Raw genomic sequence first — 25786 nt, 5'->3', positions numbered from 1 at the left:
CTCCGGCCTACGATCGGCGGCATGAGCCTGAGTGATTCCGATCTGCGCGCCGCGATCCGGCGTGAGATGCCCGGTGTCCGTGCCGACCTTGAGCGGTTGGTGCGGATCCCGGGCATCGCCTTCGAGGGTTTCGACCACTCGCACGTCGAGCGGTCCGCGGAGGCGGTCGCCGAGTTGTTGCGCGGGTGCGGGCTCGACACCGAGATCGTCCGGCACGGCGGCCAGCCCGCCGTGATCGGCCGCAAGGCGGCGCCGGCCGGCGCCCCGACCGTCCTGCTCTACGCGCACCACGACGTGCAGCCCGCCGGCGACCCGGCGCTGTGGACCAGCGACCCGTTCGAGCCGGTGGAGCGGGACGGCCGGCTCTACGGTCGCGGCGCCGCCGACGACAAGGCCGGCGTCATGGCGCACGTGGCCGCGCTGCGCGCCTTCGGCGATCAGCTGCCGGTCGGTGTGGTCGTCTTCGTCGAGGGGGAGGAGGAATACGGGTCCGACTCCCTCGACACGATCATCCACGAGCACCTGGAGGAGTTGCGTTCCGACGTGATCGTGATCGCCGACTCCGGCAACTGGGACATCGGCCGGCCCGCGCTGACCACCTCGCTGCGCGGCCTGGTCAACCTGTTCGCCGAGGTCCGGGTGCTGAAGAGCGCGGTGCACAGCGGCATGTTCGGCGGCCCGGTGCCGGACGCGCTGATCACCCTGTCCCGGCTGCTGGCGTCGCTGCACGACGACGACGGCGAGGTCGCGGTCGAGGGCCTGGTCGGCCGGGAGGGCGCCAGCGTCGACTACCCCGCCGGCCGGTTCCGTGACGAGGCCGGCGTGCTCGACGGCGTCGAGCTGATCGGCAAGGGCACGATCACCGACCGGATCTGGACCAAGCCGGCCATCTCGGTGCTCGGCATCGACGCGCCGCGCACGCTGGAGGCGGCCAACGCGCTGCAGCCCGCCGCCACCGCCAAGATCGGCGTGCGGCTGGCGCCCGGTCAGGACCCCGCCGCGGCGTACCAGGCGATCCGCGCCCACCTGGAGAAGCACGTGCCCTGGGGCGCCCAGCTGGAGGTCACGCTGGAGAGCGACGGCGCGCCATGCGTGATCGACGCCACCGGCCCGGTGTACGACGCGGCCCGCGCCGCCTTCCGCACCGCGTGGGACGGCGCCGAGCCGGTGGACATGGGGGTGGGCGGGTCGATCCCGTTCATCGCCACCTTCCAGGAGCTGTTCCCCGGCGCCGCGGTCCTGGTGACCGGTGTCGAGGATCCGCACTCGGCCGCGCACGGCCCGGACGAGAGCCTGCACCTGGGTGAGTTCGAGCGGGTCTGCACCGCCGAGGCCCTGCTGCTCAAGAACGTCGCGGAGACACTCACGAGATAGAACGGAGTGGCCGATGACCGAGTTGTCGTGTGAGGTGCTCGTGGTGGGCGCCGGCCCGACCGGGCTGATGCTCGCCAACTGGCTGACCAGGCTCGGGGTTCAGGTGATCGTCGCGGACGGCAAGGACGGCCCGACGCGTGAGTCCCGGGCGCTGGTGGTCCAGGCGCGCACCATGGAGATCTACGACCAGCTCGGCATCGGCGACCAGGTTCTCGAGGCCGCGCACCGGGCCGAGGCGCTCGCGCCCGGGTTCGGTGCGCGGGCCTTCGGCCGGATCCCGCTGGGCCCGCTCGGGTCCGGGGTCACGGCGTTCCCGTTCATCGAGGTCCTCGAGCAGAGCCGCAACGAGGAGATCCTCTACGAGAACCTGCAGAAACTCGGCGGCCAGGTGTTCTGGGAGTCACCGGTCACCGCTGTCGTGCAGACCGACGACGGCGTCGAGGCCAAGGTCGGCAACCACACCGTGCGGGCCCGGTTCTGTGTCGGCTGCGACGGCTCCAACTCGGTGGTCCGCCGGGCCCGCCGGATCGACTTCGAGGGCGTCACCAACCCGCACCGGTTCTTCGTGCTGGACGCGGTCGGCGCCCGCGGCCTGGTGCCGGATGCGATCAACGTCCGCCCGGAGCGCACCGACTTCCTGCTCGGGTTCCCGATGCGGGCCGGCGGCTGGCGGCTGATCGGCCTGGTCCGGGACACCGACGGCGACGGCAACCTGGACGAGGACGACGCCCGCGCGCGGATGCTCCGGACGTACGGCGTCACCTACGACCGGTCCCGCTGGTTCGCCACGTACAAGGTGCACCACCGGGTCGCGGCGGCCTTCCGCGACGGACCGTTCTTCCTGGCCGGCGACGCCGCGCACGTCCATTCGCCGGTCGGCGGCCAGGGCATGAACACCGGTCTGCAGGACGCCCACAACCTCGCCTTCAAGCTCGCCGACGTGCTGCGCGGCGTGCGCAAGGACAGCTGGCTCGATCGGTACGAGGCCGAGCGCCGCCCGGTCGCCCGGAAACTGGTCGCCACCACCGACCGGCTCTTCGGGCTGATCACCTCGGTCCGGCAGCCCGCCCCGCTGCTGCGCCGGCTGGCCATCCCGCTGCTGGCGCCGGTCGCCGTGCGGTTGCTGCCACGTTCCTCCGGCGGCTCCCGCCTCTTCCAGTACGTCGCCCAGCTCCGCATCCACTACCGCCTCGACCCGGCGCCCCGGGCCCAGGGCCAGCGGCGCGATCCGGTGATCGGCCGCCGCCTGCCGTGGTCCGGCGGCAACCACACCGCGTTGCGGGCCGCCTGCTGGCAGATCCACGGTTACGGCGGAGTCACCGCAGCCGACGCCCCCGACCTCGGCCTGCCGGTGCACATCTTCCCGCCGGCCCCGTCGACGGCTCTGCGGCCCGGCGTGTTCTACCTGATCCGGCCGGACGGTTTCGTCGCCGCGCAGGCCGAGCCGGGTGAGGCCGACACCCTGTTCCGGCATGCCATGGCCAGGTGAAATCCACTGTCCACAGGGTGATCACAGGGGTGGCGGGCGGGCTTGATCCTGTTAGGATTCGTACATGCGTTCGATTAATGCACCGACGCTCTCGGCTGCGCTGACCGGTCGCGCGTCCCGGGCGACCCCCGGCACGCGCGACCCGCTCGATCGCCTCCGCACCCGCGACCGGATCGAGTCGATCGCCCGGCTCCGTGCCGCGGCCCGCGCCCTGGGGGACGTCGACGTCTCCGGGTGGGACGACGCCACCCTCACCGATCACCTCGACGATCTCTCCAAGGTCCTCTGTTCGCTCGACGCCGAGCTGGCTCGCGTCGCCGACGCGGTCCGCGCCCGCGGTTTCCGCATCGCGGAGCCGAAAGCCGCATGAGATCCCTGGTCTGACTTTGGTACGGGCACTGCTCCCGTGCCTCTGCGGACCCCGTCCCACGCTGGGGCCAGCGCGAGAGCACCTGGTCCACGTCTGATCACCCAGAGCCGCCGATCGCGTCCGCCTCGACTCTGGTCCGGCCGTGGTCTGCCGGGCGCGTCCGCCGCTCCTCCGTGTGCCGCTGGTCGGTGTGCTGCTCGCCGTGTGCCGTTTGTCCGTGCTGTTCGCCGCGTGCCGTTTGTCCGTGCTGTTAGCCGCGTGCCGTTTGTCCGTGCTGTTCGCCGCGTGCCGCTTGTCTGTGCTGCTCGCCGGTGTTCCGCTCGTCCGCGTGCTGCTCGTCGCTCGGGGCGCGGAAACGATGACCTGCTGCCAGGATGGGACACGTGCGGTTTCTTGACATTGCTGCCACGTCGGCCGCCGTCGCCGCGACCGCGGGCCGGAAGGCGAAGATCGAGCTGCTGGCCGGCGCGCTCCGTGGCCTCGATCCGGGCGAGATCGTCGCCGGAGCCGCCTACCTCGCCGGTGAGCTGCGGCAACGGCAGACCGGTGTGGGCTGGGCCGCGCTGCGGGAGCATCCCGCGCCCGCCGCCGAGCCGACCCTGACCGTCGCCGCCGTCGACACTGCCGTCGCCGAGATCGCCACCGTGGCCGGAGCCGGGTCGCAGGCGCGGCGCAAACAGCTCCTCGGCGCCCTCTTCGCCGCCGCCACCGAGCCTGAGCAGCGGCTCCTCCTCGGGCTGTTCGGCGGTGAGCTGCGCCAGGGCGCCCAGGCCGGGCTGCTCGCCGAGGCGATCGCGCTCGCCGCCGAGGTCCCGGCCACCGCCGTACGCCGGGCGCTGCTTCTCTCCGGCGACCTGAAGATGGTCGCCGCCACCGCGCTGACCGGTGGCGCGCCCGCGCTTGCCGGGATCCAGCTGCGGGTCGGCACCCCGCTGAGCCCGATGCTGGCGTCCAGCGCTCCCGACGTCGCGGCCGCGCTGGAGGCCACCGGCACGCCCGCGATCGTCGACGTCAAGCTCGACGGCATCCGCATCCAGGTGCACCGGTCCGGCGACGACGTGGCCGTCTTCACCCGCAGCCTCGACGACATCACCGCCCGCCTGCCGGAGGTGGTGGCGGCCGTCCGGGCGCTGCCGCTGCGCGAGGCGGTTCTCGACGGTGAGGCGATGCTGCTGGACGCCACCGGCCGGCCCCGCCCGTTCCAGGAGACGTCGAGCCGGGCGGCGACCCGGGGCGCCCCGGTCAGCGGCCTCCAGCCGTACTTCTTCGATCTGTTGCATCTCGACGGCGCCGACCTGCTCGACGAGCCCGGCCGGACCCGGTGGGCGGCCCTGGCCGGGGCCGTCCCGGAGGCGCTGACCGTCGGCCGCGCCGAGGCCGGCAGCGCGGAGGAGGCCGCCGCCTCGTTCGCCGCCGCCCTGGCCGCCGGGCAGGAGGGTGTGGTGATCAAGTCGCCGGACGCGCCCTACGACGTCGGCCGGCGCGGCGCCGCCTGGGTCAAGGTGAAACCCCGGCACACGCTCGACCTGGTCGTCCTCGCGGTCGAATGGGGCAACGGCAGGCGCCGCGGCTGGCTTTCCAACCTGCATCTGGGTGCCCGGGACCCGCGGACCGGCGAGTTCGTCATGCTCGGCAAGACGTTCAAGGGCCTCACCGACGAGTTGCTGCGCTGGCAGACCGAGCGGTTCAAGGAACTCGCCGTCTCCGACGACGGCTGGGTGGTCCGGGTCCGGCCGGAGCAGGTCGTCGAGATCGCCTTCGACGGGGTGCAGCGGTCGCCCCGCTATCCCGGCGGGGTCGCGCTGCGGTTCGCCCGGGTCCTGCGGTACCGCGACGACAAGCCGGCCGCCGAGGCCGACACCATCGATGCGGTCCGTGCCCTCAACCCGGCCTGACCGGCGCTGTCAGAGGGCGGCCAGGCTGCGTACGTAATTGACCTGCTGGTTGATCGTGTGCACGTCGTCCTCGTGACGGATCGTGATGCGGGAGACGTACTGATGCGGGCCGCTCGTGACCGTGACATGCACGTTGCCCTGTGGGATCGCCTCCTTGTAGAGCAGGAGGAACAGACTCAGCCCGGCGGTGAGGCAGATGCCCAGGAAGGCCAGGGCCTTCGCCCACGTGGGGGTACGCCGTTGCGCGATCCAATGGTCGGTGACCAGCCAGCGCGAACCGGCGAGCGGAAAGTCGCCCACCGGCGTGCGCACCAGCGTGGAGGTGACCTGGATCTCGGCGATCTCCACGATCACCGGGCCGGTCGCCGCCGGAACGACGTGGTCCCGGCTGTCCGGCTCCGGCGTGGGCGAGCCCCACGGGTCACCCTGCGGGAAGGTCATGCCCGAGACATTAACCGGCGTCGTCCTGCGCCGCGAGACGACGCTCGCGGGCGTCAGCGGCGGCGACGCGATCGCGGGCGTCAGCGGCGGCGACGCGGTCCCGGGCGTCGGCCTCGGCGACCCGGTCCTGGGGGCGCGTGACCGTCTTCGCGGGGCGGGTCCGGGGGGAACGGCCGGCCCGTTCCTCGGCCTCCCGGCGGGCCTGCCAGCCGTACAGCACGAAGGTCATGCCGGCGAAGAGCCACCACTGGACCGCGTAGCCGCCGTTCTGCCAGGAGTCCTCGTGCGGGATCGGGATCTGGGCGAACGCCGGATCGGCGGCCGGGGTCTGCTCGGTGAGGAGGACATAGGCCCCGTACACCGGGAAGGGCATCTCGCCGGCGAGCCGCGGCAGGTTGATCCGCCGGGTGTCCAGCCGGCCGTCCCGGCGCTCCACGGGAGCGGGTCTACTTTCCGACAGGTGAATCTGCCCGACGACCGTCACCCGGCCGGTCGGCGCGGCCGGGACCTGCGGCGACTCGAGGGCGCCGCCGGGTGGCGCGGGCACCCAGCCGCGGTCGACCAGGACTGCCGTCCCGTCGTCCAGGATCAGCGGGGTGAGGATCTCGAACCCGACCTTGCTGGCGACCGTGCGGCCCCGGGCCTGGATCTCGTGGGACGGGTCGTAACGACCGGTCACTGTCACCTTTGTCCAGGCCACGGGCTCGCCCGGATCGACGCCCGGGGTGCCCGCGGCGGTCGGCGCGGCCAGGACCGAGGTCAGCGGGACCGGCGCGGTGGCGGCCGCCGCGTCGACGCGTTCATTGATGGCCGTACGTTCCTGGTATCGGTGCAACTGCCAATTGCCCAAGATCACCATGACGATGGCGGCGGCGACGGTGAGCGCGGCCGCGCCCAGCCAGCGGGGGGTCAGCAGGAACCGGTACACCCCCCGAGGCTACCTGGCGAGGCGGTGGCTCCCGCCGCAGCCAGGTAGTCTGCGACATCCGGCAGCCGATGAACACGTGGCGGCCGCCTGCGGAAACCTCGGGGGAGACATTGATCACCGCCCAGCCTCGTCTGGTCGTGAGCGCGCCGTCGTCCGGCCACGGCAAGACAGCCATCGCCGTGGGCCTGCTCGCCGCGCTCAGCGGTCGTGGCGTCCCGACGGCCGGGTTCAAGGTCGGCCCGGATCACACCGATGCGGCGTACCTCGGTCTGGCCGCCGGCCGCCCCGGCCGCAACCTGGACCCACGCCTGGTCGGCGCGCAACGCGTCGCCCCGCTCTTCGCGCACGGCGCGTCCGGCGCCCAGCTCGCCGTGATCGAGGGCGCGATGGGCCTGTTCGACAGCCTCACCGGCCAGCCCGAGATCGACGGCACCGCCTCGGTCGCGGCCGCCCTGCGCGCGCCGGTGGTCCTCGTCGTCGACGTGGCCGCGATGGGTCACTCGCTGGCCGCGCTGGTGCACGGCTTCCGGATGTTCGACGAGATGGTGCACCTCGGCGGCGTGATCCTGAACCGGGTCGCCTCCGAGCGGCACGAGCAGATGCTCCGCAGCGCCATGGACGACATCGGCATGCCGGTGCTCGGGGCCCTGCACCGTGGTGATCTGCCCAACACCCTGCCCGCCCGTACCCACGGCCTGGTCCCGGTCGCGCACCGCACGGTCGAGGCCGGTCGCGCGGTCCGGCGCCTCGGTGAGGCCGTCTCCGGCGCCCTCGACATGGACCGGCTGATGGCCCTCGCCGCGTCCGCGCCGCCGATCCCGGGCCCGCTCTGGACCCCGGCGGAGGCGGCCGGTGACGAACGGTTCGACCAGCGACCGCTGATCGCCCTGGCCGGGGGACAGGGCGCCCCCTACACCTACGTCGAGACGGCCGAGCTGCTCACCGCGGCAGGCGCGGACGTCGCGGTCGTCGACCCGCTGCGCGATGAGGTGCTGCCTCCCGGCACGCGCGGGCTGGTGGTGGGTGCGGGTCTTCCTGAGGGGTACGCCGAGGAGCTCTCCGCCAACCGCCGCCTCTGCGCGGCCGTCGCCCAGTTCGCCCGGGACGGCTGGCCGGTGGTGGCCGAAGGCGTCGCCCTGCCGTGGCTCGGCCGCGAACTCGACGGACGCCCGATGTGCGGCGTCCTCGACGCGACCGCGACCACCGGCGAGCAGACCGTCGCCGGCTACCGTGAGGCGACCGCCCCCGGCACGTCCGTGCTGGCCCCGGCCGGCGCCCGCATCACCGGCTACAAGCAGCACCGCGCCGTGGTGACCCCGCGGCACGGCGCCAACCCGGCCTGGACCTGGTCCGGCGGGAACCCGGAAGGCTTCGTCTGGCGCCAGGTCCACGCCTCCCAGCTGGCCCTGCACTGGGCCGCGGCCCCGGAGATCGCCCGCCGCCTGGTCGCCGCCGCCCACGCCGGCCCGCAGGGCGCCCAGAACCCGCACGGCCCGCAGAACGGCATGCACGCCGGTCCGCCCGCCGGCCATCCGGGGATGCCGCCCGCCCCGAGCGGCCCGGGCGGTCCCGGTCACGGTGGTCCGGGTCAGGGTGGCCAGCCGTCGGGTATGCCGCCGACCCAGGAGTCACCGGCCGTGCCGGGGCCGCCGCAGGCGGTGCCGGTCGGGATGCTTCCCGGCCAGGGTTCCGGCCCCTCCTACGGCATGCCGCCCGCGCAGAGCGGCTCGCCGTTCGACATACCCCAGGGCTCCGGCCCTTCCGGCTCGCCCTTCGACATGCCGGGTGCACGTCCGCCGTTCGACATGCCGCAGGGGCCGAACGGGTCGCCCTTTGACATGCCGGGCGGTTCGCCGTTCGACATGCCGCACGGCCAAGGCCCCGGCGGGCCGCCGTTCGACATGTCGCCCGGTCAGAATGCCGGGCCGAACGGGTCGCCCCGTGGCGCCTCCGCCGGTCAGAGTGGTCCCGGTTTCGGTCCACCGCCCGGCCAAGGTCCCGGTCCGGCCGGTGCGCCTTTCGGTGCGCCCGGCTCAGGAATGCCCGGCTCCAGCTTCCCGGACTCCGGCATGCCGGGTGGCTCCGACCTGGAGGGGCCCGACAACGGTGCGCCGACCCAGGTGATGCCGGCGCCCGGCCTGCCGACCAGCCCCGGCATGCCGCCCGGCCAGATGTCCTTCGGCGGCGCCGGTCAGGGCATGCCGCCACACCCCGGTCAGGGCCACATCCTGCCCACCGGCGCCATGCCGCAGATCCAGATCACGACCAACCACCCCGACCCGGGCGTGGCCATCTCCGGTCAGATCCTGCCGCCCGCCGCATCGTCCGGGCCCGGCATGCCGCCCGCGGACGGCCATCCCCACGACATGCCCACGCGCTGACCGCTCACCGCCGAAGTCATCGAGCCAGGGGCCGAGGCACTGCCTGCAGCGACCGGCCGCTGTGCGCTTCCCGGCCGGTCAACTGAGCGGCGATCGTGATGCTCTCCGCGGCGGATGCCGCCGCCGGGCCCTGGTCTGTCGAGCGGCGGCAGCGATGCCGTGCGGCGTGGCTGCCGCTGCTGCTCTGACCGGACCTGAGCAGCGAGCCCGACGCCGGAAACGATCCAGCGTGCGAAAGGGCGATCGCGTGCCCGGAAGTTGTCGTACCCCCCTCGTACCGTGAGGCATACGACAACCGAAGGAGGAGATCGTGGCCGACCGTGTGCCGCTGGATTTCGACCCGCCGGTTCGTCAGATCAGAGCCCTGCTGCTGGGGGTCGACGACCGTGACCTCACCGCGCCGACCCCCTGCCCGGGCTGGCCGGTCGCGACCCTGCTCGATCATCTGATGGGCCTGGCCTTCGCCTTCACCATGGCCGCCCGCAAACGCGACGGCGCCGGCGGCCCGCCACCGGAGCCCTCGGCCGAGCACCTGTCCCGGCATTGGCGCAGCCGGCTCCCCGTGCTGCTGGCCGACCTCGCCACCGCGTGGAAGGACCCGGCCGCCTGGACCGGCACGGCCCAGGCCGGTGGGGTGACCATGCCGGCCACCGCGATGGGCGCTGTCGCGATGAGCGAGCTGGTGATGCACGGGTGGGATCTGGCCCGTGCCACCGGCCAGGACTACGCGGCCGATCCGCGGGCGCTGGAGGTGCTCGTCGAGTTCCTGGCGCAGGGGCCGGCCGAGGGCACGCCCGGGCTGTTCGGCCCCCGGGTCCCGGTCGCCCCGGAGGAGGAGTTGCTGGCCCAGGTGCTCGGGCTGGCCGGCCGTGACCCGCTCTGGCGCCGACCACGCCGTCCCTCCCCAGCCGCCCCGCCTCGCCACCGATCGCGCGGGTGACAACCGCAGCGCCTGCCACCGGCACGGGAGGTGGGGTGGTCTGACGCGGCGGCTCGTGGCGGCTCGGCAGGGCGGCGTGCCGAGGCGCCGGAGCGAACGGCGAGCCGAGCCGGTGGTGCCGGCGGCCGGAGAGGGCACGGGCCGCCGGGGCGAGGTGCCCGGGCGGCCCGTGGGGTGAGGTCAGCCCCAGACGAGTTTGTCGGAGGGAGGCTCGAAATCTTTTTCCGGTACGCCTTCCAGGGCGTCGCGCAGAGTCTCCGCGACCGTGTATTTCGAGATCGTCGAGCGGCCTGTGCCGACCAGATGCTCCGGGTTGTCCGGGTCGGCGACGAAGGCGGACGCCGCCAGCTGCGGGGTGTAACCGCTGAACCAGGCGGTCTTGTTGCCGTCGGTGGTTCCGCTCTTGCCGGCGACCGGCCGTCCCAGCGTGCCGTAGACCATCTCCGACGTCCCCCACCCGCCGCAGCCGCCGCGGGCCGCGCCGTAACCGGTGACGCAGCGGGCGGCGTCGGTGGCGGCCCGGGCCACGTTCACCTTGACGGCCTGGTCGCAGCGGGGCGCCGCGACGAGACGCCCCTGGTGCAGGGCCGGGGATCCGTCCGGGTTGCGGATGCTGATCACCGGCAGGGGCTCGCAGTGCCTGCCTTCGGCGGCGAGGGTGGCGAAGACGTTGGCCATCTCGACCGGGGTGGCGTCGCTGACACCGAGGGTGAAGGCGCCCCACCCGGAGGCGTGCTCCTTGGTGGCGAGCCGTTTGTCGACGGCGGTGCGCCAGCGCAGCCCGAGCCGTTCCGCCATCTGCACCGCCTTCTCCGCCCCGATTTTCTCCTCGAGCTGCACGAAGTACGTGTTGACCGATTTGCCGAAGCCGCTCCACATGGTCTGGTTGCCGGTCATCGACTCGCTGGAGTTCTTGGGGCACCAGTGGACGCCGCAGGTGGCCGGCCCGGGCGCGGTGATGTACCGGCTGACGTACCGCTGCGGGGAGTAGAAGGACGTCGACAGCGGCATCCCGGCTTCCAGAGCGGCCAGCATCGTGAAGATCTTGAAGGTGGAGCCGGCCTGATATCCGGCCATGTCGCCGCCGCCCAGCAGCGGATTCACGGTGTTGGGATAGTTGCCCTTGACGTCGTCGAGCGACCGGTCGCTGTGCCTGCCGTTCTCCTCCTGGTCGAGGGAGTACCGCCGGTTGACCGCCATGCTCAGCACCCGCCCGGTGCCCGGCTGGATGACGACCTGCCCGTGCGCGATGGAGCTGTTGCGACCTTCCTTGTCGAGCACGTGCTCCATGGCGTACCGCTGGATTGCGGGGTCGATCGAGGTGACCACCCGGTACCCGCCGCGCCGCAGGTTCTCCTCGCGTTCCTGCGGGCTGCGGCCGAAGGCCGGCTGGTCGCGCCACCACTTCTTGAAGTAGTCGCAGAAGAAGCCCCAGTCGTTGTGCCGGGGCGCGATCGAGACGCAGTCGTTCGGCGGGGTGTACAACCTCAGTTTGATCTTCGTCCGGCGCGCCGTGGCGGCCTGGTCGGCGGTGATCGCGTTGATCTTGCGCATCTGGTCGATGACGTAGTTGCGCCGTTCCAGGGCGGCCTTCTGGTCCTTGGTCGCCGGGTCGTACGCGGACGGCGCCTTGACCAACCCGGCCAGCAGTGCCGCCTCGGTGAGCGTGAGGTCGCGCGGCGACTTGGAGAAGAAGACCTGCGACGCGGCGTAGATGCCGTACGCCCGGTGCCCGTAGTAGGCGGCGTTCAGATACCGCTCGAGGATCTCGTCCTTGCTCAACCGCTGTTCGACCTCGATGGCGAGCCGCATCTCGCGCAGCTTGCGGGTGGCGGTCTGCTCGGTGGCCTCCAGGGCCTCCCGAGGGGTCCGTGCGCTGTCCCGTAACGCCATCCGGACGTACTGCATGGTCAGTGTCGACGCGCCCTGGGAGACGCCGCCGGCCTGCTGGTTGGCGACGAAGGCACGGGCCACCCCCTTGGCGTCGACCCCGTTGTGCTCGTAGAAGCGTGCGTCCTCGGACGCCACGATCGCCTTGATCACGTGCGGGGACATGTCGGCCAGGCTGACGTGTTTGCGGTGCTCCTCGTAGAACAACGTGAGCAGGGTCTTGCCGTCGCTGGCGTAGACGTAGGTGGTCTGGGCGGGCGGTGTCTCGGTGAGTTGTTCGGGCATGCCTTCCAGCGCTTCGCTGCCGGCCTTGACCCCCATCCCGGCGAGAGCCGTGAAGGGGTAGGAGAGACCGGCGAGGACCAGGCCCGCGATGAGCCCGGCGCGGATCAGGAGGGCGACTCTTCCGGCTACGGTGAGGCGTCGGCTGGTCACCCTAAGAAGGTATGACAAAACCCCTCATGTTCGGACGGAACACCCGAAGTAAGGAAGCCGAAAAGAAGCGCGGCTTGAGGGCGGCGAGGGCGAGGCGGCCGGAGGGGTGTGGCGCAGAGGGGCCGGCGACGGTGAGGCGGCCGGGCGGGAGCGCCCGGACGAAGGGGAACGGCCACAAAGAGGCATGCTGAGCGCATGAGTTTCGACCTTGATCATCACGGCGACGCCGAGGTGGGGGCGGGCCTGATCGATCTCGCGGTCAACGTGCGGCGCCAGGCCATGCCCCGGTGGCTGGCGGATCCGATCGTGGAGTCCCTGGGCGCGCTGGCGGCGTACCCCGAAGAAGGGAAAGCGACAGCGGCAGTCGCCGACCGGCACCGCCGGGACCCGGCCGAGGTGCTGCTGACCGCCGGCGCCGCCCAGGCGTTCGTGCTGCTCGCCCAAGCGTTGCGTGGCGCCCGGCGGCCGGTCGTGGTGCATCCGCAGTTCACCGAGCCGGAGGCCGCGCTGCGCAACGCCGGCCACCCGGTGGAACGGGTGATCCTGCGCGAGGAGGACGGCTTCCGGCTCGATCCGGGGCTGGTGCCGGAGGATGCCGACCTGGTCTTCGTGGGCAACCCGACGAACCCCACGTCGGTGCTGCACCCGGCCGCCGACATCGCGAAGCTGGCCCGCCCCGGCCGGGTTCTGGTGGTGGACGAGGCGTTCGCCGACACCACCTACCGGCCGGGAGTGCCGGGCGAGCCGGAGTCGCTGGCCGCGCGCCGTGACCTGCCCGGCCTGGTGGTGCTGCGCAGCCTCACCAAGACGTGGGGGCTGGCCGGGCTGCGGATCGGCTACCTGCTCGGACCGGCCGATCTGGTGCCCCGGCTGACCGCCGTACGGCCGCTGTGGGCGGTCTCCACCCCGGCGCTCGCCGCCGCGACCGCCTGCGCGTCCCCGGTCGCGGTCGCGGCCGAGCGGCGGATCGCCGCCGAGCTCGCGGCGGAGCGCGCCCACCTGGTGGAACGGCTGCGGCGAGTGCCGAGCGTCACGGTTCCCGGGGATCCGGCGTCCGCTTTCGTTGCGGTACGCCTCCCGGGCGCCGATGACATACGCGTTGAGCTGCGCGAACGTGGCTACGCGGTACGCCGTGGCGACACCTTCCCGGGGCTGGGCCCGGACTGGCTGCGGATTGCGGTGCGCGACACTGCCACCACAGACGGATTCGTGCAGACTCTGACCGATGTGATCGAGGAGCGACCGTGACGCTGGAGAGCACCCTGGCCGCCATCCGGCCGGCCGACGAGGCGGCGATGACCGCCGCCCGGGACCTGCAGGCCAGGCTGACCAAGCCGGCCGGTTCGCTGGGCGCGCTGGAGGAGCTGTCGGTGCGCCTGGCCGGGCTGGCCGGGGAGTGCCCGCCGCCGCTGCCGCAGCCGGCCACGGTCGCGGTCTTCGCCGGCGATCACGGCGTGCACGCGCAGGGCGTGTCCCCGTGGCCGCAGGAGGTCACCGCGCAGATGGTGGCGAACTTCGTGGCCGGCGGCGCGGTGGTGAACGCGTTCGCCCGTCAGGCCGGCGCCGACGTGATGGTGGTCGACGTCGGGGTGGCGATTCCGCTGCACGGCGGCGCGACCCTGCTGGACGCCAACGTGCGCCGCGGCACCCGGGACATGACGATCGGCCCGGCGCTGACCCGCGAGGAGGCCCTGGCCGCTGTCGAGATCGGCGTCCGGGTCGCCGAGACGCTCGTCGAGCAGGGTGCGAAAGCGCTGCTCACCGGCGACATGGGGATCGCCAACACGACGCCGGCGGCGGCGCTGATCGCCGCGTTCACCGGCGCCTCGGCGGACGTCGCGACGGGCCGGGGCACCGGTATCGACGACGCGACGCTGGCGCACAAGATCTCCGTGGTGACGGCCGCGCTGGAGCGGCACCGGCCGGACCCGGCCGACCCGCTGGGCGTGCTCGCCGCGGTCGGCGGCCTGGAGCACGCCGCCCTGACCGGTTTCATCCTGGGCGCCGCCGCGCGCCGCGTACCGGTGATCGTCGACGGGGTGATCGCGGCGTCGGCCGCGGTGACCGCCGCCGCGTTCGCCCCCGACTCGGTGGCCGCGATGGTCGCCGGGCACCGTTCGGCCGAGCCCGGGGCCAGTGTCGCCCTCGCCCACCTCGGCCTGGAGCCGCTCCTCGACCTGGGCATGCGCCTGGGTGAGGGCAGCGGCGCGGTGCTGGCCCTGCCCGTCGTGTCGGCCGCGGTGCGCGTGCTGCACGAGGTGGCGACGTTCGACTCGGCGGGAGTTTCGGAGAAATGAGCATCTATCCACTCGGGCTGCGTCTCGAGGGACGCCGTGTGCTGGTGGTCGGCGGCGGTTCGGTCGCCACCCGCCGGGTGCCGGCCCTGATCGCGGCGGGCGCCGCTGTCGAGATCGTGTCGCCCGAGCTCACCCCCACCCTGCAGGGGCACGTCGACGCCGGGCGGGCGGTCTGGACGCCGCGCCGCTTCGCGTCGGCGGACGTCGAGGGCGCCTGGGTGGTCCACGTCGCGGTCGACGACCCGGCTGCGGCCGCCGAGGTCAGCGTCGCGGCCGAGCAACACCGGATCTTCTGCGTACGGGCGGACGACCGGGACGCCGCCACCGCCTGGACCCCGGCTGTCACCCGGCACGGCCAGGTCACCGTGGCGGTCACCGACGGTGGCGACCGCCGCCGCGCGATGGCGGTCCGGGACATGGTGGCGAACGTTCTGGAGGCCACCCCGCCGGCGAGTCCCGAGCTCAAGGGTGTGGCGCTGGTCGGGGCGGGCCCCGGCGACCCGGAGCTGATCACCGTGAAGGGCCGCCGGCTGCTGGCCGCCGCCGACGTGGTGGTCGCCGACCGGCTGGTCCCCGGCATGCTGCTGGGTGAGCTGCGCCCGGAGGTCGAGCTGATCGACGCGGCGAAGATCCCGTACGGTCCGCAGGCCGCCCAGGAGGAGATCAACCGGATCCTGGTCGACCGGGCGTCACAGGGGAAGTTCGTGGTGCGGCTCAAGGGCGGCGACAACTTCGTGTTCGGCCGGGGCGGCGAGGAGGCCCTGGCCTGCGCCCAGGCCGGGATCCCGGTGCTGGTGGTGCCCGGGGTGACCAGTTCGATCGCGGCGCCCGCGCTGGCCGGCATCCCGGTCACCCACCGCGGGGTGGCGCACGAGTTCACGGTGATCTCCGGGCACATCCCGCCGGACCACCCGGAGTCGCTGGTCGACTGGGCGGCGGTGGCCCGGCTGCGCGGCACGGTCGTGCTGATGATGGGCCTGAAGAACCTGCCGAGGATCGCCGAGCGGCTGATCGCCGAGGGCAAGGCGGCGAGCACGCCGGTCGGTGTGGTGCAGGAGGGCTCGACGGCCCACCAGCGGTCGCTGATCAGCACGCTCGCGGCGGTCGCGGAGGAGACGGCGGCGTCCGGGATCCGCCCGCCGGCCGTGGTCGTGATCGGTGACGTGGTGTCGGTGGGCGAGCAGTTCAGTCCGGCGGCGGGGTAGCGCGCTCACCCCGTACGAAAGCGAAAGGACGCCGGGCCGAAAGCGGCCCGGCGCCCGAACGCTCTTAAGAAGGCTCCGGGGCCTCGCCGACGCCCAGCTCGTCCAGGAACGTCTTGGCCCAGCGGGAGACGTCGTGGGTGCGCAGGTGCCGCTGCATCACCCGCATCCGGCGCTTGAGCTCGGCCGGCTCGGCGCTGATCGCCCGGAGCAGGGCGTCCTTGACCCCGTCCGGGTCGTGCGGGTTGCACAGGAACGACTGCCGCAGCTCGGTCGCCGCGCCGGCGAACTCGCTGAGCACCAGCGCGCCGCCGGAGTCACCGCGGCAGGCGATGTACTCCTTGGCGACCAGGTTCATCCCGTCCCGCAGCGGGGTCACCATCATCACGTCGGCGGCCGCGTACATCGCGGCGAGCTCCTGCTTGTCGACCGACTGGTGCAGGTAGTGCACGGCCGGGGTGCCGACCTTGCCGAACTCGCCGTTGATCCGGCCGACCTCGCGCTCCACCTTCACCCGCAGGGTCTGGTAGTGCTCGACGCGCTCCCGGCTCGGCGTGGCGACCTGGATCATCACCGCGTCGCCGACGTTGAGCTTGCCGTCGGCGAGCAGTTCGCGGAACGCCTTGAGGCGCAGCTCGATGCCCTTGGTGTAGTCGAGGCGGTCGACGCCGAGGATCACCGTCTTCGGATCGCCCAGCTCGGCCCGGATCTGCTTGGCCCGGGCCTGCACCGCCGGATCGGCGGCCAGCCGTTCCATCTCGCGCGTGTCGATGCTGATCGGGAACGCGCCGGCCTTGACCTTGCGCCCGTCCACCTGGATCGACTGGCCCTCGTAGCGCAGGCCGAGCAGGTGCCGGGCCAGCCGGACGAAGTTCTGGGCGGCCAGTTTCTGCTGGAAACCGACCAGGTCGGCGCCGAGCAGGCCGCGCAGGATCTCCGCCCGGAACGGCATCTGCATGAACAGCTCGATCGGCGGGAACGGGATGTGCAGGAAGAACCCGATCCGCAGGTCGGGACGCATCTCCCGGAGCATGGACGGCACCAGCTGGAGCTGGTAGTCCTGCACCCAGACGGTGGCGCCCTCGTCGGCCACCTCCGCCGCTGCCTGCGCGAACCGGTGGTTGACCACGCGATAGGTCTCCCGCCAGCGCCGCTTGTAGGCCGGGGTCTCGACCGCGTCGTGGTAGAGCGGCCAGATCGTCGCGTTGGACTGGCCCTCGTAGTAGCGCTCCAGCTCCTCGGCGCTGAGCGGCACCGGATGGATGTGGATGCCCTCGAGGTCGAACGGCTCGGGCGCCTCACCGGTCCCGCCGGCCCAGCCGATCCAGGTGCCGTGATGCTCCGTGAGGACCGGATGCAGGGCTGTCACCAGGCCGCCCGGACTGGGCCGCCACTGCTTATCACCATCCGGCGTCGTGACCTCGTCCACTGGCAGACGGTTGGCGACGACGACGAAGGAACTTCGTTGGGCCACGCTGAGTACACCTCCGAGTGGTTTCTGTTCCCAACGTGAGCCTACTGTGGGTAAGCTCTCGCTTCCGCACCGCCCCTACGGCTTATCAGCCGAACAGACCGTGATGGACCGGGTTGGGCCGGGGTGCCATCCTGTGCCGGTGACCCCGCACGATGATCATTCCCAGCGACGGCAGCCGTTGTTCTTCCCTGTGGTGATCGCCACGGTGTTGCTGACGATCGTGGGCATGGTCGGCGGTTATCTGCTCGCCGAGCAACGCCGGGAGACGGCGGAGCCGGCGCCGTCGGAGTCGGTGTGGGACGCCCCGTCGGCGCCCGCGGTCGAGCTGATCGGCAAGGAGCCGTGCCTGGAGCAGACCCAGGAGGCCGGGCGATGGGCCGGCGCCGTCGGGGAACTGCGCCGGGTGCTCTACCTCAAGACGAAGAAGTCCGAGGTGTGGATCTGCCAGGACCAGGGCGGGAACTTCTTCTACCACGCCAACCGGGGCAGCCGGGACACCTGGAAGGAGAACACCACCGCGCTCTTCCTGCACAACGCCCGGCCCGACGGCGACGAGGGTTACACGGCCACGTCGGTCGACGGCAAGGTCTTCTCGGTCACCAGCGCGCGGCTGCGCATCACCCAGCCCGACGGGACCCTCGTCCGCGAGGAGCCGGCCGTCTCAGGGTGACAGCCCGGGGTTGCCGTTCGCTTCCGGCGGGGTACCTGGAAAGATTGTCCTTTGATTACGGCACCGACAAATCCACGATCTCGGAGGTAGGGCACACCGTGGCCCAGTACATCTACGTCCTGGAAAAGGCGCGCAAGGCGCACGGCGACAAGGTCGTGCTCGACAACGTGACGCTGAGCTTCCTGCCGGGCGCCAAGATCGGTGTCGTCGGCCCGAACGGCGCCGGTAAGTCCAGCCTGCTCAAGATCATGGCCGGGCTCGACAAGACCAGCAACGGCGAGGCCCGGCTGATGCCCGGCTACACCGTCGGCATGCTGGCGCAGGAGCCGCCGCTGAACGATGAGAAGACCGTCCTCGGCAACATCGAGGAGGCCGTCGCGGAGACGAAGGCCAAGCTCGACCGGTTCAACGCGATCGCCGAGCAGATGGCCACCGACTACTCCGACGAGCTGATGGAGGAGATGGGCAAGCTCCAGGAGGAGCTCGACCACCTCGACGCGTGGGACGTCGACTCCAAGCTCGAGCTGGCGATGGACGCGCTGCGCTGCCCGCCGCCGGACGCCGACGTCACCCAGCTCTCCGGTGGTGAGCGCCGCCGGGTCGCCCTCTGCAAGCTGCTGCTCGAGGCGCCCGACCTGCTGCTGCTCGACGAGCCCACCAACCACCTGGACGCCGAGAGCGTGCACTGGCTGGAGCAGCACCTCGCGAAGTACGCCGGCACCGTCCTGGCGATCACCCACGACCGGTACTTCCTGGACAACGTGGCCGGCTGGATCCTCGAGCTGGACCGCGGCCGGGCGATCGGCTACGAGGGCAACTACTCCACGTACCTGGAGAAGAAGGCCGCGCGTCTCTCCGTCGAGGGCCGCAAGGACGCCAAGATGAAGAAGCGCCTCTCCGAGGAGCTCGAGTGGGTGCGGTCCAACGCCAAGGCCCGGCAGACCAAGAGCAAGAGCCGGCTCGACCGGTACGAGGAGATGGCCGCCGAGGCCGAGAAGACCCGGAAGCTGGACTTCGAGGAGATCCAGATCCCGCCGGGCCCGCGTCTGGGCAACACCGTCATCGAGGCCAACGGGCTGACCAAGGGCTTCGACGGGCGGACCCTGATTGACAACCTGTCGTTCTCGCTGCCGCGGAACGGCATCGTCGGCATCATCGGCCCGAACGGCGTCGGCAAGACCACCCTGTTCAAGACCATCGTCGGGCTGGAGCAGCCGGACGAGGGCGCGGTGCGCATCGGTGAGACGGTCAAGCTGTCGTACGTGGACCAGAGCCGCGCCGGCCTCGACCCCACCAAGACGGTGTGGGAGGTCGTCTCGGACGGTCTCGACCACATGATGGTCGGCAAGGTCGAGATGCCGTCCCGGGCGTACGTCGCCGCCTTCGGTTTCAAGGGCCCGGACCAGCAGAAGCCGACCAAGGTGCTGTCCGGTGGCGAGCGGAACCGGCTCAACCTCGCGATGACGCTGAAGATCGGCGGCAACGTGATCCTGCTCGACGAGCCGACCAACGACCTGGACGTGGAGACGCTCTCCAGCCTGGAGAACGCGCTCCTGGAGTTCCCCGGCTGCGCCGTGGTCATCTCCCACGACCGGATGTTCCTCGACCGGGTCGCCACCCACATGCTCGCGTGGGAAGGCACCGAGGAGGACCCGGACAAGTGGTTCTGGTTCGAGGGCAACTTCGAGGCGTACGAGAAGAACAAGATCGACCGTCTCGGCGCCGAAGCGGCCCGTCCGCACCGGGTGACCTACCGCAAGCTCACCCGTGACTGATCGTTTCGTCTATGACGTGTCCCTGCGCTGGTCCGACATGGACGCGTACGGGCACGTCAACAACGCGCGCTTCCTCACCCTGTACGAGGAGGCGCGCGTGGCGATGTTCTTCGTCGGGGCCCGGGCGCACGGCCTGGGCTCCTTCGAGGAGGGCATCGTGATCGCCCGGCACGAGATCGACTATCTGCGGCCGGTCGACTTCGGGGACCCGGTCCGCATCGAGATGTGGGTGTCGGAGCTGCGGGCGGCGGCGTTCACCGTCTCCTACGAGCTGTTCGACGACGGTGTGCTGGCCAGCCGGGCGAAGTCGGTCTGCGTGCCGTACAACCTGGTCAACAACCATCCCCGCCGGCTCTCCGACGCGGAGAAGGACTTCCTCAAGCCGTACACGCCCACCGAGGACCGGTCATGAGTTCCCACGGCCTGCTCGGGGTTCCCGACGCGGGCGCGTTCCTGGCACGGCTCACCCGGCTCGACCCGGCCGCGCCGGTCCGTCTCCGGTCCGCCGGCGGGCGGACCGCGCTCTGGGCCCGCCTGCCCTGGGACGTGCTGGTCACCCGCGAGGTGGCCGGTTCCGGGCCGGGCGACGCCACGGTGTCGGCGGCCGCGCTGCTGGCCGTCCTCGCCGCGAGCGGGGAGACCCTGCCGGAACGGCGGGACACCGACTGGCGCTGGCCGTTGCCGCCACCCGCGAGCCGGGCCGTCGAATCGGTCTCCGGCGCCGAGCTGGCACGGCTGGCCACCGCCGCTGCCGGAACCCTGCGGGAGGTCGCCGCCGGCGGGATGGCCGGCCGGGCGGTCGGTCAGCGGGCGGTGCGCGACGCCCTCCTCGATCACGTGGCGCTGGTGGTCACTCCGGACACCGGGGAGCCGGTGCGGATCTCCCAGCGGCTCGTGCAGGCGGTCGCCCGGATGGGTTTCCTCGGCCCGCGGGACGCTGATCCGATCGAGGCGAGGGTACGCGTCACCGGCGGCTGGGTGGGAATTTCCGCACCATATGGAGTGGCGTGGAGACAGAGCGTTCACAAATTGACCGTTATGCCGATGTCGGGTAACCCGAAAGGGTGACCTTGCATCCTTCATCCGGTCCCGCCCTCCCGTTGGGGGGATGACCTTCGCGGAGGCTGCGGGTACCGTCGGCCCTCGGGTCCACTGCAACGTCCAGCATGGGGTCCGTTGGGGAGTGAGGTGCACACGATGCCGTGGTGGTCATGGCGCCCGGGAACGGCTGCGGGCAACGCGCAGCCGGATGCCGGTGGCGAGGTGGCGGTGCAGGGCACCGTCCGCGTCGGTGTCCCGGCCCAGCGTGAGCCGGGTCGCTCCGGGGTTCCGGCCGACCTGTCTTCGAGCGGGTCGACCGATGCGATCATGCCGGTGCAGCTGGCGCGCGTCGGCAAGGCTCTCGATGTGCTCGACATCCGGTTCCTGGCCGACGGCGGAGGCAGCCTGCTGGCCATGTGGGAGCGGCATGCCGTGCTGTTCACCCTGGAGGGGCCGGACGACGAGATCCTCGTGATGCGGGCCCGTCCGCATGCGACGGTCCCTCCGGACTGGGCGGACCGCGCCTACCGGGTGGTGAACGAGTGGAATCACACGCGCCGGTTCTGCAAGGCCTACGTCGGTGACCCCACCGAGCGGGGGCAGCTCCCGATCTACGCGGAGCTGCAGGTCCCGCTCGCGGCCGGAGTCCACGACACCCTCCTGGTCGAACTGCTCGACTGCGGCGCCGCCGTGGCGACCTCCTTCGTGGACTGGCTCCACGACGAGGGCGCCCTGCTCTAGACCCCGCGTGTGGAGTTCGGGCGCGCCTGACGGCCGAGCTCAACACACGTGAAGTGGGCTAGCGCAGCGGGAACATGCCGATCCGGCCGTGGTACTCGCGACCCAGCTGGTCGGTGTCCGAGCCGACCAGCAGGCCGCCCTCGGTGACCAGGAAGGCCCGGACCCCGACGCCGCGCGAGCGGGTGGGATTCCACTCCAGCGCCTTGCCGGTGCTCGGGTTGACGGCGCCGATGCCGGGGCGGGAGACAGCGCCCGGGCCGGGCCCGCTGCCGTCCGAGCCGTACGGGTTGTCGAACCACCGCTGGTGCCCACCGAGATAGACGGCCGGCCCGGTGATCGCCACCGCGTACAGCGAGTCCCCGCCGGTCCGCTGCACCCACGTCGGGTTCTGCGGCCCCGCCGTCCGGGTCTCGAACCGGGCCGCCGAGTCGCACAGCTTCTGCGCCGACGACGCCCGCCCGGTGGCCGCCACCACGATGTACGACCCGTCCGGCGAGAACTTCACCTGCCGCAGGTACGTGTCGAAGCCCTTCATGCACTCCGGCTTGAACGCGTCGGTGTACCAGCCGGTCAGCGCCGCCCCCGGGCCCCCGACGTCGAACAGCGCGATCTGCGTCCGGTCCGCCGTCCCCGACTTCAGGAAGGCGCCCACCGCGATCAGCTTCCTGCCGTCGGCTGAGACGTCGAAGTGCTCCACCCGGGTCCGCTTCAGCCCCGGCCCGGCCAGCCGCGCGTCGAACCCCTGGTCCACGACCCCGGTGTACGCGTTGAGCCGCGCCAGCCCCACCCGCGGCACCCCGTTGACGGCCGAGAACGTCCCGCCCACGTAGAGCCGCTCCCCCCGGGTGACCAGCCCCCGGACGTCACCCCAGTTCATCCGCGGGTTGAACGACGGGTACCGGCTGCCGTCACGCAGCGAGACCCGCGCCACCGCCCGCTGCCCGGCCCCGTTGACGCTCTTGAACGCCCCGCCGATGTAGACCGAGTGGTCCGGCCCGGGCGCGAGCGAGTAGATCGCGCCGTCCACCTCCGGGGCGAACGTCCGGATCAGGCCGTCGTGCAGCCCGAAGGCGAAGATGTTCTTGCGCTCGTACGTGAACCGCCGGCTGCTGTCGGCGACCTTGTTGAACGCCCCGCCGACCACCACCGTGTCACCGACGACCGCCAGCGACCACACCGTCCCGTCCAGCACGTGCGGGGTGAAATCCACCGGATCGGCGGACACCACCGTCGGGTGATAGGTGTCAGCGCTTGCCGGCAGGGATCCCGTCGTCGCCGGTACGGCGATGGCCGCGACGGCGGCGGCAGCGAGCAGGCGACGGCGCATGAGACGGCTCCCCGGAGATCGCGAGTGACATTGCGATCAACGAGTCACCGCCGCATGCGTCACTGTCAGTGCGTGGGCTCCGTGTTGACCATGAAATAGGCGGCCCGCTCCAGGTAGTCCCAGAGGGTCGTGCGCTGCGCCTCGGGCAGGCCGAGCGAGTCGACCGCCACCCGCATGTGGAGCAGCCAGGCGTCCCGGGCGGCCTCGTCGACCTGGTACGGCGCGTGCCGCATCCGCAGCCGGGGGTGGCCGCGCGCGTCCGAATACGTGCTCGGGCCGCCCCAGTACTGCATCAGGAAGAGGGTCAGACGGTCGGCGGCCGGTCCCAGGTCCTCCTCGGGATACATCGGCTTCAGCAGCGGGTCCGTCGCGACGCCCTCGTAGAACTTGTCCACCAGGCGCCGGAACGTGGGCTCGCCGCCGACGGCGTCGAAGAAGGTCGGTGCGTCGGTCACGATCCCATCCTAGGTCGCGCCACCGGACTGCCCGGCCGGCGGTTGCTCGGCCGCCGCGGCGCCCCCGCCCAGCCACGCCGGCGGAACCGCGCTGCGCGGCAGCAGCCGGGACGCCGCGATCCGCTCGGACAGGCCGGTCGACTCGAGCGACTCGGTCAGCGCCCGGCGCAGGTCGCGCTGGATCGAGATCTGGCTGTCGGCGGTGGTCTTGGCGATGGTGCGGATCACCGCGCCGTCCACGGTGAGCTGCTCGACACCGATCACGTCCGGCGGCTCCAGGAAGCCGGTCTCGTGCTCCGGGTCGTGCGCCACCTGCTCGGCGGCGACCTTCAGCACCGCGATCGCCTCCTCCGAGTTGACGAAGCCGATCGGGATGTCGATCACCACCATCGCCCAGCCCTGGCTCTTGTTGCCGACCCGGATGATCTCGCCGTTCCGGATGTACCACAGCACGCCGCGGGCGTCGCGGACCGTGGTGATCCGCAGGCCGACGCTCTCCACCACGCCGGTGGCCTCGCCGAGGTCGACGGTGTCGCCCACCCCGTACTGATCCTCCAGAAGCATGAAGAGGCCGGCGATCAGGTCCTTGACCAGGCTCTGCGCGCCGAAGCCGAGGGCCACGCCGACGATGCCGGCGCTGGCCAGCAGCGGCGCCAGGTTGAAGCCCAGCTCACCCATCACCAGCAGGGCGGCCATGGTGAAGACGATGGCGCTGACGAAGCTGCGCAGCACCGAGCCGATCGCCTCGGCCCGCTGCCGCCGCCGCTCGGGGATGAACGTCCCCTCCTCGGCGGTGACCGTCACCTTCTCCTTGAGCGGCTTGAGCAGCGCCGGCATGGAGGCCCGCGAGGTCGTCGTGGCCAGCCGGGAGATGCCGCGGTGCAGCAGCCAGCGGATCAGCATTGCCACCAGGATGATGCCGATGATCCGGAGCGGTTTGATCAGCACCACGTAGCTGCTCGTGGCGAGCCACTCGTTGCCGTTGCTCCACTCCAGGATCCGGCTGCACAGCACGTCGTCGTTGCACACCGGTGTCACGTAGACGTCGGAGGGCGTCGGGGTCGGGGAGGCCGGGGCGGCTAAGGGGAACACGGGGACTCAAGGTACCGGGTCCGGCTGTCCGAGACCCTCAGACGTTTACCGGGCGGCCACAGATTGTGCTCGCAATTTGGTTATTCATCAGGGACTATTGGCGCACGGGTCCCGTTCGACGAGGCCCACATCACACACGCATGGGCTATGGGAGCGGTTAGCAGCAACACACTCCGGAAGGGTGAACGCGATGCCTGACATACGACCCACGGTTGGCTCTTCCGCGTTGGTGCTGAACGCAACATACGAGCCGCTGTGCGTCGTATCAGTGCGTCGGGCGACCATCCTCGTCCTCACCGCCAAGGCCGAGTGCGTCTCGGACGGCGACGGCATCCTGCACAGCGCGCATCACACACTTCCGGTCCCGTCCGTGGTTCGTCTCACGCGGTATGTGAAAGTGCCCTACCGCACCCACGTCGGCCTGTCCCGCCGGGCGATCTTCGCTCGTGACGGCGGCCGCTGCGCCTACTGCCGAGGATCCGCCGAGACGATCGACCACGTCTTCCCGCGCAGTCGCGGCGGCCTGCACGCCTGGGACAACGTGGTGGCCGCGTGTGCCAAGTGCAACCACAGCAAGGGCGACAAGACCCCCGCCGAGCTCGGCTGGCGGCTGCACACGGCGCCCGCCGCCCCGCGCGGGGTGGCCTGGCGGGTGCTCGGCCACCGCACCCCCGACCCCCGCTGGATGGACTGGCTGGACCTGCCCACCGTCCCCACCGGCCCGGCCGAGACGGCGCAGGCCGCCTAAGCGTCCCGGGCGGTGACCAGGGAGGCGAAGACGACGACGTTGTCGGCGTAGCCCTCCTCCCCGCCGAGCCACTTCCCGCCGCAGGTCATCAGCCGCAGCGACGGCCGGGTGTAATCGCCGTAGACGCGCTGCGCCGGCAGTTCGTCCTTGTCGAAGGTCTCCACCGAGTTGACCTCGAACACGGCGACCGAGGAGTCCGAGCGGCGCACCGTGATCTGCTGACCCGGCCGCATCTCGTCCAGCCGGGCGAAGACCGACGGCCCGGTCCGGGTGTCCGCGTGCCCCACGATCAGGGCCGGCCCGAACTGCCCCGGCGTCGGGCCGCCCTCGAACCATCCGGCCTCGTTGTGCCGTTGCAGCGGCGGCACGCCCACCGACCCGTCGCCGGCCAGCCCGACCTCGTGCACCGGCGCGGACACCGCGATCGCCGGGATCTCCAGCCGCTCCGGGCGGCTCGGCTCCATCACCGGGAACTCCCGCGGCGGCGGCTCGTCCGGCCCCCGGAACAGCCCGCGCACGTCGAACCCGGTCGCGAAGCCGAGACCCAGCCCGAACGCGAAGAGTCCGATGAAGACCAGGACGAACGCGGCCACCCCGATCATCCCGCCCCGCCGGCCGCGGACCGGCTGGGGCTTCGGCACCTTCCGCGGCAGGGCGATCCGAAAGGGCGAACGTCCGCGGAGCACCGGCGTCGGCGGCAGCGGGCCGGTGACCACTCCGGGCGGCGGCGCCGTGATGACCTGGGCCGGCCGTTTCTGCGCCACCGCCGCGGGCACGCGCGGGCCGGCCGGCTGTCGTTCTCCGCTCGTCACGCCGCGCCC

23 protein-coding genes and 1 pseudogene are annotated in these 25786 nt (G+C 72.0%); 16 read left to right on the top strand and 8 right to left on the bottom strand.

The window, feature by feature from the left end; all coding sequences use genetic code 11:
- Window positions 1-21: 21 nt before the first annotated feature.
- From ACZ3II_RS06895 to ACZ3II_RS06875, 5 genes are all read left to right on the top strand, one after another.
- Window positions 22-1374: a M20/M25/M40 family metallo-hydrolase gene (locus tag ACZ3II_RS06895; protein ID WP_465516686.1), complete on the top strand. Its 1353-nt coding sequence runs from the start codon at window positions 22-24 to the stop codon at window positions 1372-1374.
- Between the two features lie 13 nt (window positions 1375-1387).
- Window positions 1388-2863, top strand: a complete 1476-nt coding sequence (locus ACZ3II_RS06890) for an FAD-dependent monooxygenase (RefSeq protein ID WP_465516685.1) — start codon at window positions 1388-1390, stop codon at window positions 2861-2863.
- 181 nt (window positions 2864-3044) lie between these two features.
- Window positions 3045-3233, top strand: coding sequence for a hypothetical protein (locus ACZ3II_RS06885; RefSeq protein ID WP_173476709.1), 189 nt, complete (start codon window positions 3045-3047; stop codon window positions 3231-3233).
- 175 nt (window positions 3234-3408) lie between these two features.
- Window positions 3409-3630: a hypothetical protein gene (locus ACZ3II_RS06880; protein WP_465516684.1), complete on the top strand. Its 222-nt coding sequence runs from the start codon at window positions 3409-3411 to the stop codon at window positions 3628-3630.
- Window positions 3608-5128 (top strand): ATP-dependent DNA ligase, encoded by a 1521-nt coding sequence (locus ACZ3II_RS06875; protein ID WP_465516683.1) that lies wholly within the window; start codon window positions 3608-3610, stop codon window positions 5126-5128. Before ACZ3II_RS06880 ends, ACZ3II_RS06875 begins: the two co-directional genes overlap by 23 nt.
- Window positions 5129-5137: 9 nt before the next feature.
- Here the strand turns inward: ACZ3II_RS06875 and ACZ3II_RS06870 are convergent, their stop codons facing one another.
- Window positions 5138-5569: a hypothetical protein gene (locus ACZ3II_RS06870; RefSeq protein WP_465516682.1), complete on the bottom strand. Its 432-nt coding sequence runs from the start codon at window positions 5567-5569 to the stop codon at window positions 5138-5140.
- 10 nt (window positions 5570-5579) lie between these two features.
- On the bottom strand, window positions 5580-6497 hold the full coding sequence (locus tag ACZ3II_RS06865; RefSeq protein ID WP_465516681.1) for an SURF1 family cytochrome oxidase biogenesis protein: 918 nt from the start codon (window positions 6495-6497) through the stop codon (window positions 5580-5582).
- A 137-nt stretch (window positions 6498-6634) separates the two neighbouring features.
- Between ACZ3II_RS06865 and ACZ3II_RS06860 the strand changes: the two genes are divergently transcribed.
- The gene (locus ACZ3II_RS06860) at window positions 6635-8878 is read left to right on the top strand and encodes a cobyrinate a,c-diamide synthase (RefSeq protein ID WP_465516680.1); all 2244 of its coding nucleotides are present in this window, start codon (window positions 6635-6637) and stop codon (window positions 8876-8878) included.
- Between the two features lie 310 nt (window positions 8879-9188).
- Window positions 9189-9818 carry a TIGR03086 family metal-binding protein gene (locus ACZ3II_RS06855; RefSeq protein WP_465516679.1) on the top strand — a complete coding sequence of 210 codons (630 nt, stop codon included), beginning with the start codon at window positions 9189-9191 and terminating at the stop codon, window positions 9816-9818.
- 180 nt (window positions 9819-9998) lie between these two features.
- Here the strand turns inward: ACZ3II_RS06855 and ACZ3II_RS06850 are convergent, their stop codons facing one another.
- The gene (locus ACZ3II_RS06850; protein WP_465516678.1) at window positions 9999-12143 is read right to left on the bottom strand and encodes a transglycosylase domain-containing protein; all 2145 of its coding nucleotides are present in this window, start codon (window positions 12141-12143) and stop codon (window positions 9999-10001) included.
- A gap of 171 nt (window positions 12144-12314) precedes the next feature.
- Between ACZ3II_RS06850 and cobC the strand changes: the two are divergent.
- From cobC to cobA, 3 genes and pseudogenes are all read left to right on the top strand, one after another.
- Window positions 12315-13391: pseudogene (gene cobC / locus ACZ3II_RS06845) on the top strand (Rv2231c family pyridoxal phosphate-dependent protein CobC); the annotation flags it as partial.
- Window positions 13388-14440, top strand: coding sequence for a nicotinate-nucleotide--dimethylbenzimidazole phosphoribosyltransferase (gene cobT / locus ACZ3II_RS06840; protein WP_465516677.1), 1053 nt, complete (start codon window positions 13388-13390; stop codon window positions 14438-14440). The pseudogene cobC and the gene cobT, both read left to right, overlap by 4 nt.
- Window positions 14437-15645, top strand: a complete 1209-nt coding sequence (gene cobA / locus ACZ3II_RS06835) for a uroporphyrinogen-III C-methyltransferase (protein ID WP_465516676.1) — start codon at window positions 14437-14439, stop codon at window positions 15643-15645. The genes cobT and cobA overlap by 4 nt, the downstream gene beginning before the upstream one ends.
- A gap of 64 nt (window positions 15646-15709) precedes the next feature.
- Here cobA and ACZ3II_RS06830 read toward each other — a convergent pair whose 3' ends face one another.
- On the bottom strand, window positions 15710-17116 hold the full coding sequence (locus ACZ3II_RS06830) for an alpha,alpha-trehalose-phosphate synthase (UDP-forming) (RefSeq protein WP_465516675.1): 1407 nt from the start codon (window positions 17114-17116) through the stop codon (window positions 15710-15712).
- A gap of 139 nt (window positions 17117-17255) precedes the next feature.
- Between ACZ3II_RS06830 and ACZ3II_RS06825 the strand changes: the two genes are divergently transcribed.
- The 5 genes from ACZ3II_RS06825 to ACZ3II_RS06805 all read left to right on the top strand — a co-directional run bounded on the left by ACZ3II_RS06825 (window position 17256) and on the right by ACZ3II_RS06805 (window position 21343).
- A complete protein-coding gene (locus ACZ3II_RS06825; protein WP_465516674.1) occupies window positions 17256-17786 on the top strand; it encodes a hypothetical protein in 531 nt (176 codons plus the stop codon).
- Between the two features lie 98 nt (window positions 17787-17884).
- Window positions 17885-19561: an energy-dependent translational throttle protein EttA gene (gene ettA / locus ACZ3II_RS06820; protein WP_465516673.1), complete on the top strand. Its 1677-nt coding sequence runs from the start codon at window positions 17885-17887 to the stop codon at window positions 19559-19561.
- Entirely contained in the window at window positions 19554-19973 is a 420-nt protein-coding gene (locus tag ACZ3II_RS06815) for an acyl-CoA thioesterase (RefSeq protein ID WP_465516672.1), read from the top strand. The genes ettA and ACZ3II_RS06815 overlap by 8 nt, the downstream gene beginning before the upstream one ends.
- Complete coding sequence (locus ACZ3II_RS06810; RefSeq protein WP_465516671.1) at window positions 19970-20629, top strand: DUF8185 domain-containing protein; 660 nt, start codon at window positions 19970-19972, stop codon at window positions 20627-20629. Before ACZ3II_RS06815 ends, ACZ3II_RS06810 begins: the two co-directional genes overlap by 4 nt.
- Before the next feature lie 129 nt (window positions 20630-20758).
- Complete coding sequence (locus ACZ3II_RS06805) at window positions 20759-21343, top strand: type III secretion system chaperone family protein (protein WP_465516670.1); 585 nt, start codon at window positions 20759-20761, stop codon at window positions 21341-21343.
- A gap of 58 nt (window positions 21344-21401) precedes the next feature.
- On the opposite strand, the gene ACZ3II_RS06800 is transcribed toward ACZ3II_RS06805, so the two are convergent.
- The 3 genes from ACZ3II_RS06800 to ACZ3II_RS06790 all read right to left on the bottom strand — a co-directional run bounded on the left by ACZ3II_RS06800 (window position 21402) and on the right by ACZ3II_RS06790 (window position 24217).
- Entirely contained in the window at window positions 21402-22670 is a 1269-nt protein-coding gene (locus tag ACZ3II_RS06800) for a delta-60 repeat domain-containing protein (RefSeq protein WP_465516669.1), read from the bottom strand.
- A gap of 65 nt (window positions 22671-22735) precedes the next feature.
- Window positions 22736-23128: a globin gene (locus tag ACZ3II_RS06795; protein WP_465517239.1), complete on the bottom strand. Its 393-nt coding sequence runs from the start codon at window positions 23126-23128 to the stop codon at window positions 22736-22738.
- Between the two features lie 6 nt (window positions 23129-23134).
- Window positions 23135-24217, bottom strand: a complete 1083-nt coding sequence (locus tag ACZ3II_RS06790; RefSeq protein WP_465516668.1) for a mechanosensitive ion channel family protein — start codon at window positions 24215-24217, stop codon at window positions 23135-23137.
- A 190-nt stretch (window positions 24218-24407) separates the two neighbouring features.
- Here ACZ3II_RS06790 and ACZ3II_RS06785 point away from each other — a divergent pair, with 190 nt between their 5' ends.
- Window positions 24408-24965, top strand: a complete 558-nt coding sequence (locus ACZ3II_RS06785) for an HNH endonuclease (protein WP_465516667.1) — start codon at window positions 24408-24410, stop codon at window positions 24963-24965.
- Here the strand turns inward: ACZ3II_RS06785 and ACZ3II_RS06780 are convergent.
- Entirely contained in the window at window positions 24962-25777 is an 816-nt protein-coding gene (locus tag ACZ3II_RS06780; protein ID WP_465516666.1) for a class F sortase, read from the bottom strand. The genes ACZ3II_RS06785 and ACZ3II_RS06780 overlap by 4 nt on opposite strands.
- Window positions 25778-25786 lie beyond the last annotated feature (9 nt).

Source organism: Actinoplanes sp. NPDC019969, assembly GCF_055562375.1.
Note: the sequence above shows the minus strand (reverse complement) of the source record. Positions and strands in the feature narration are given on the sequence as shown.

Coding starts and splice junctions, on each gene's coding strand:
- ACZ3II_RS06870 (WP_465516682.1), bottom strand. CDS start 5,569: ATGACCTTCCCGCAGGGTGACCCGTGGGGCTCGCCCACGCCGGAGCCG.
- ACZ3II_RS06800 (WP_465516669.1), bottom strand. CDS start 22,670: ATGCGCCGTCGCCTGCTCGCTGCCGCCGCCGTCGCGGCCATCGCCGTA.
- ACZ3II_RS06785 (WP_465516667.1), top strand. CDS start 24,408: ATGCCTGACATACGACCCACGGTTGGCTCTTCCGCGTTGGTGCTGAAC.
- ACZ3II_RS06875 (WP_465516683.1), top strand. CDS start 3,608: ATGGGACACGTGCGGTTTCTTGACATTGCTGCCACGTCGGCCGCCGTC.
- ACZ3II_RS06895 (WP_465516686.1), top strand. CDS start 22: ATGAGCCTGAGTGATTCCGATCTGCGCGCCGCGATCCGGCGTGAGATG.
- cobA (WP_465516676.1), top strand. CDS start 14,437: ATGAGCATCTATCCACTCGGGCTGCGTCTCGAGGGACGCCGTGTGCTG.
- ACZ3II_RS06890 (WP_465516685.1), top strand. CDS start 1,388: ATGACCGAGTTGTCGTGTGAGGTGCTCGTGGTGGGCGCCGGCCCGACC.
- ACZ3II_RS06810 (WP_465516671.1), top strand. CDS start 19,970: ATGAGTTCCCACGGCCTGCTCGGGGTTCCCGACGCGGGCGCGTTCCTG.
- ACZ3II_RS06805 (WP_465516670.1), top strand. CDS start 20,759: ATGCCGTGGTGGTCATGGCGCCCGGGAACGGCTGCGGGCAACGCGCAG.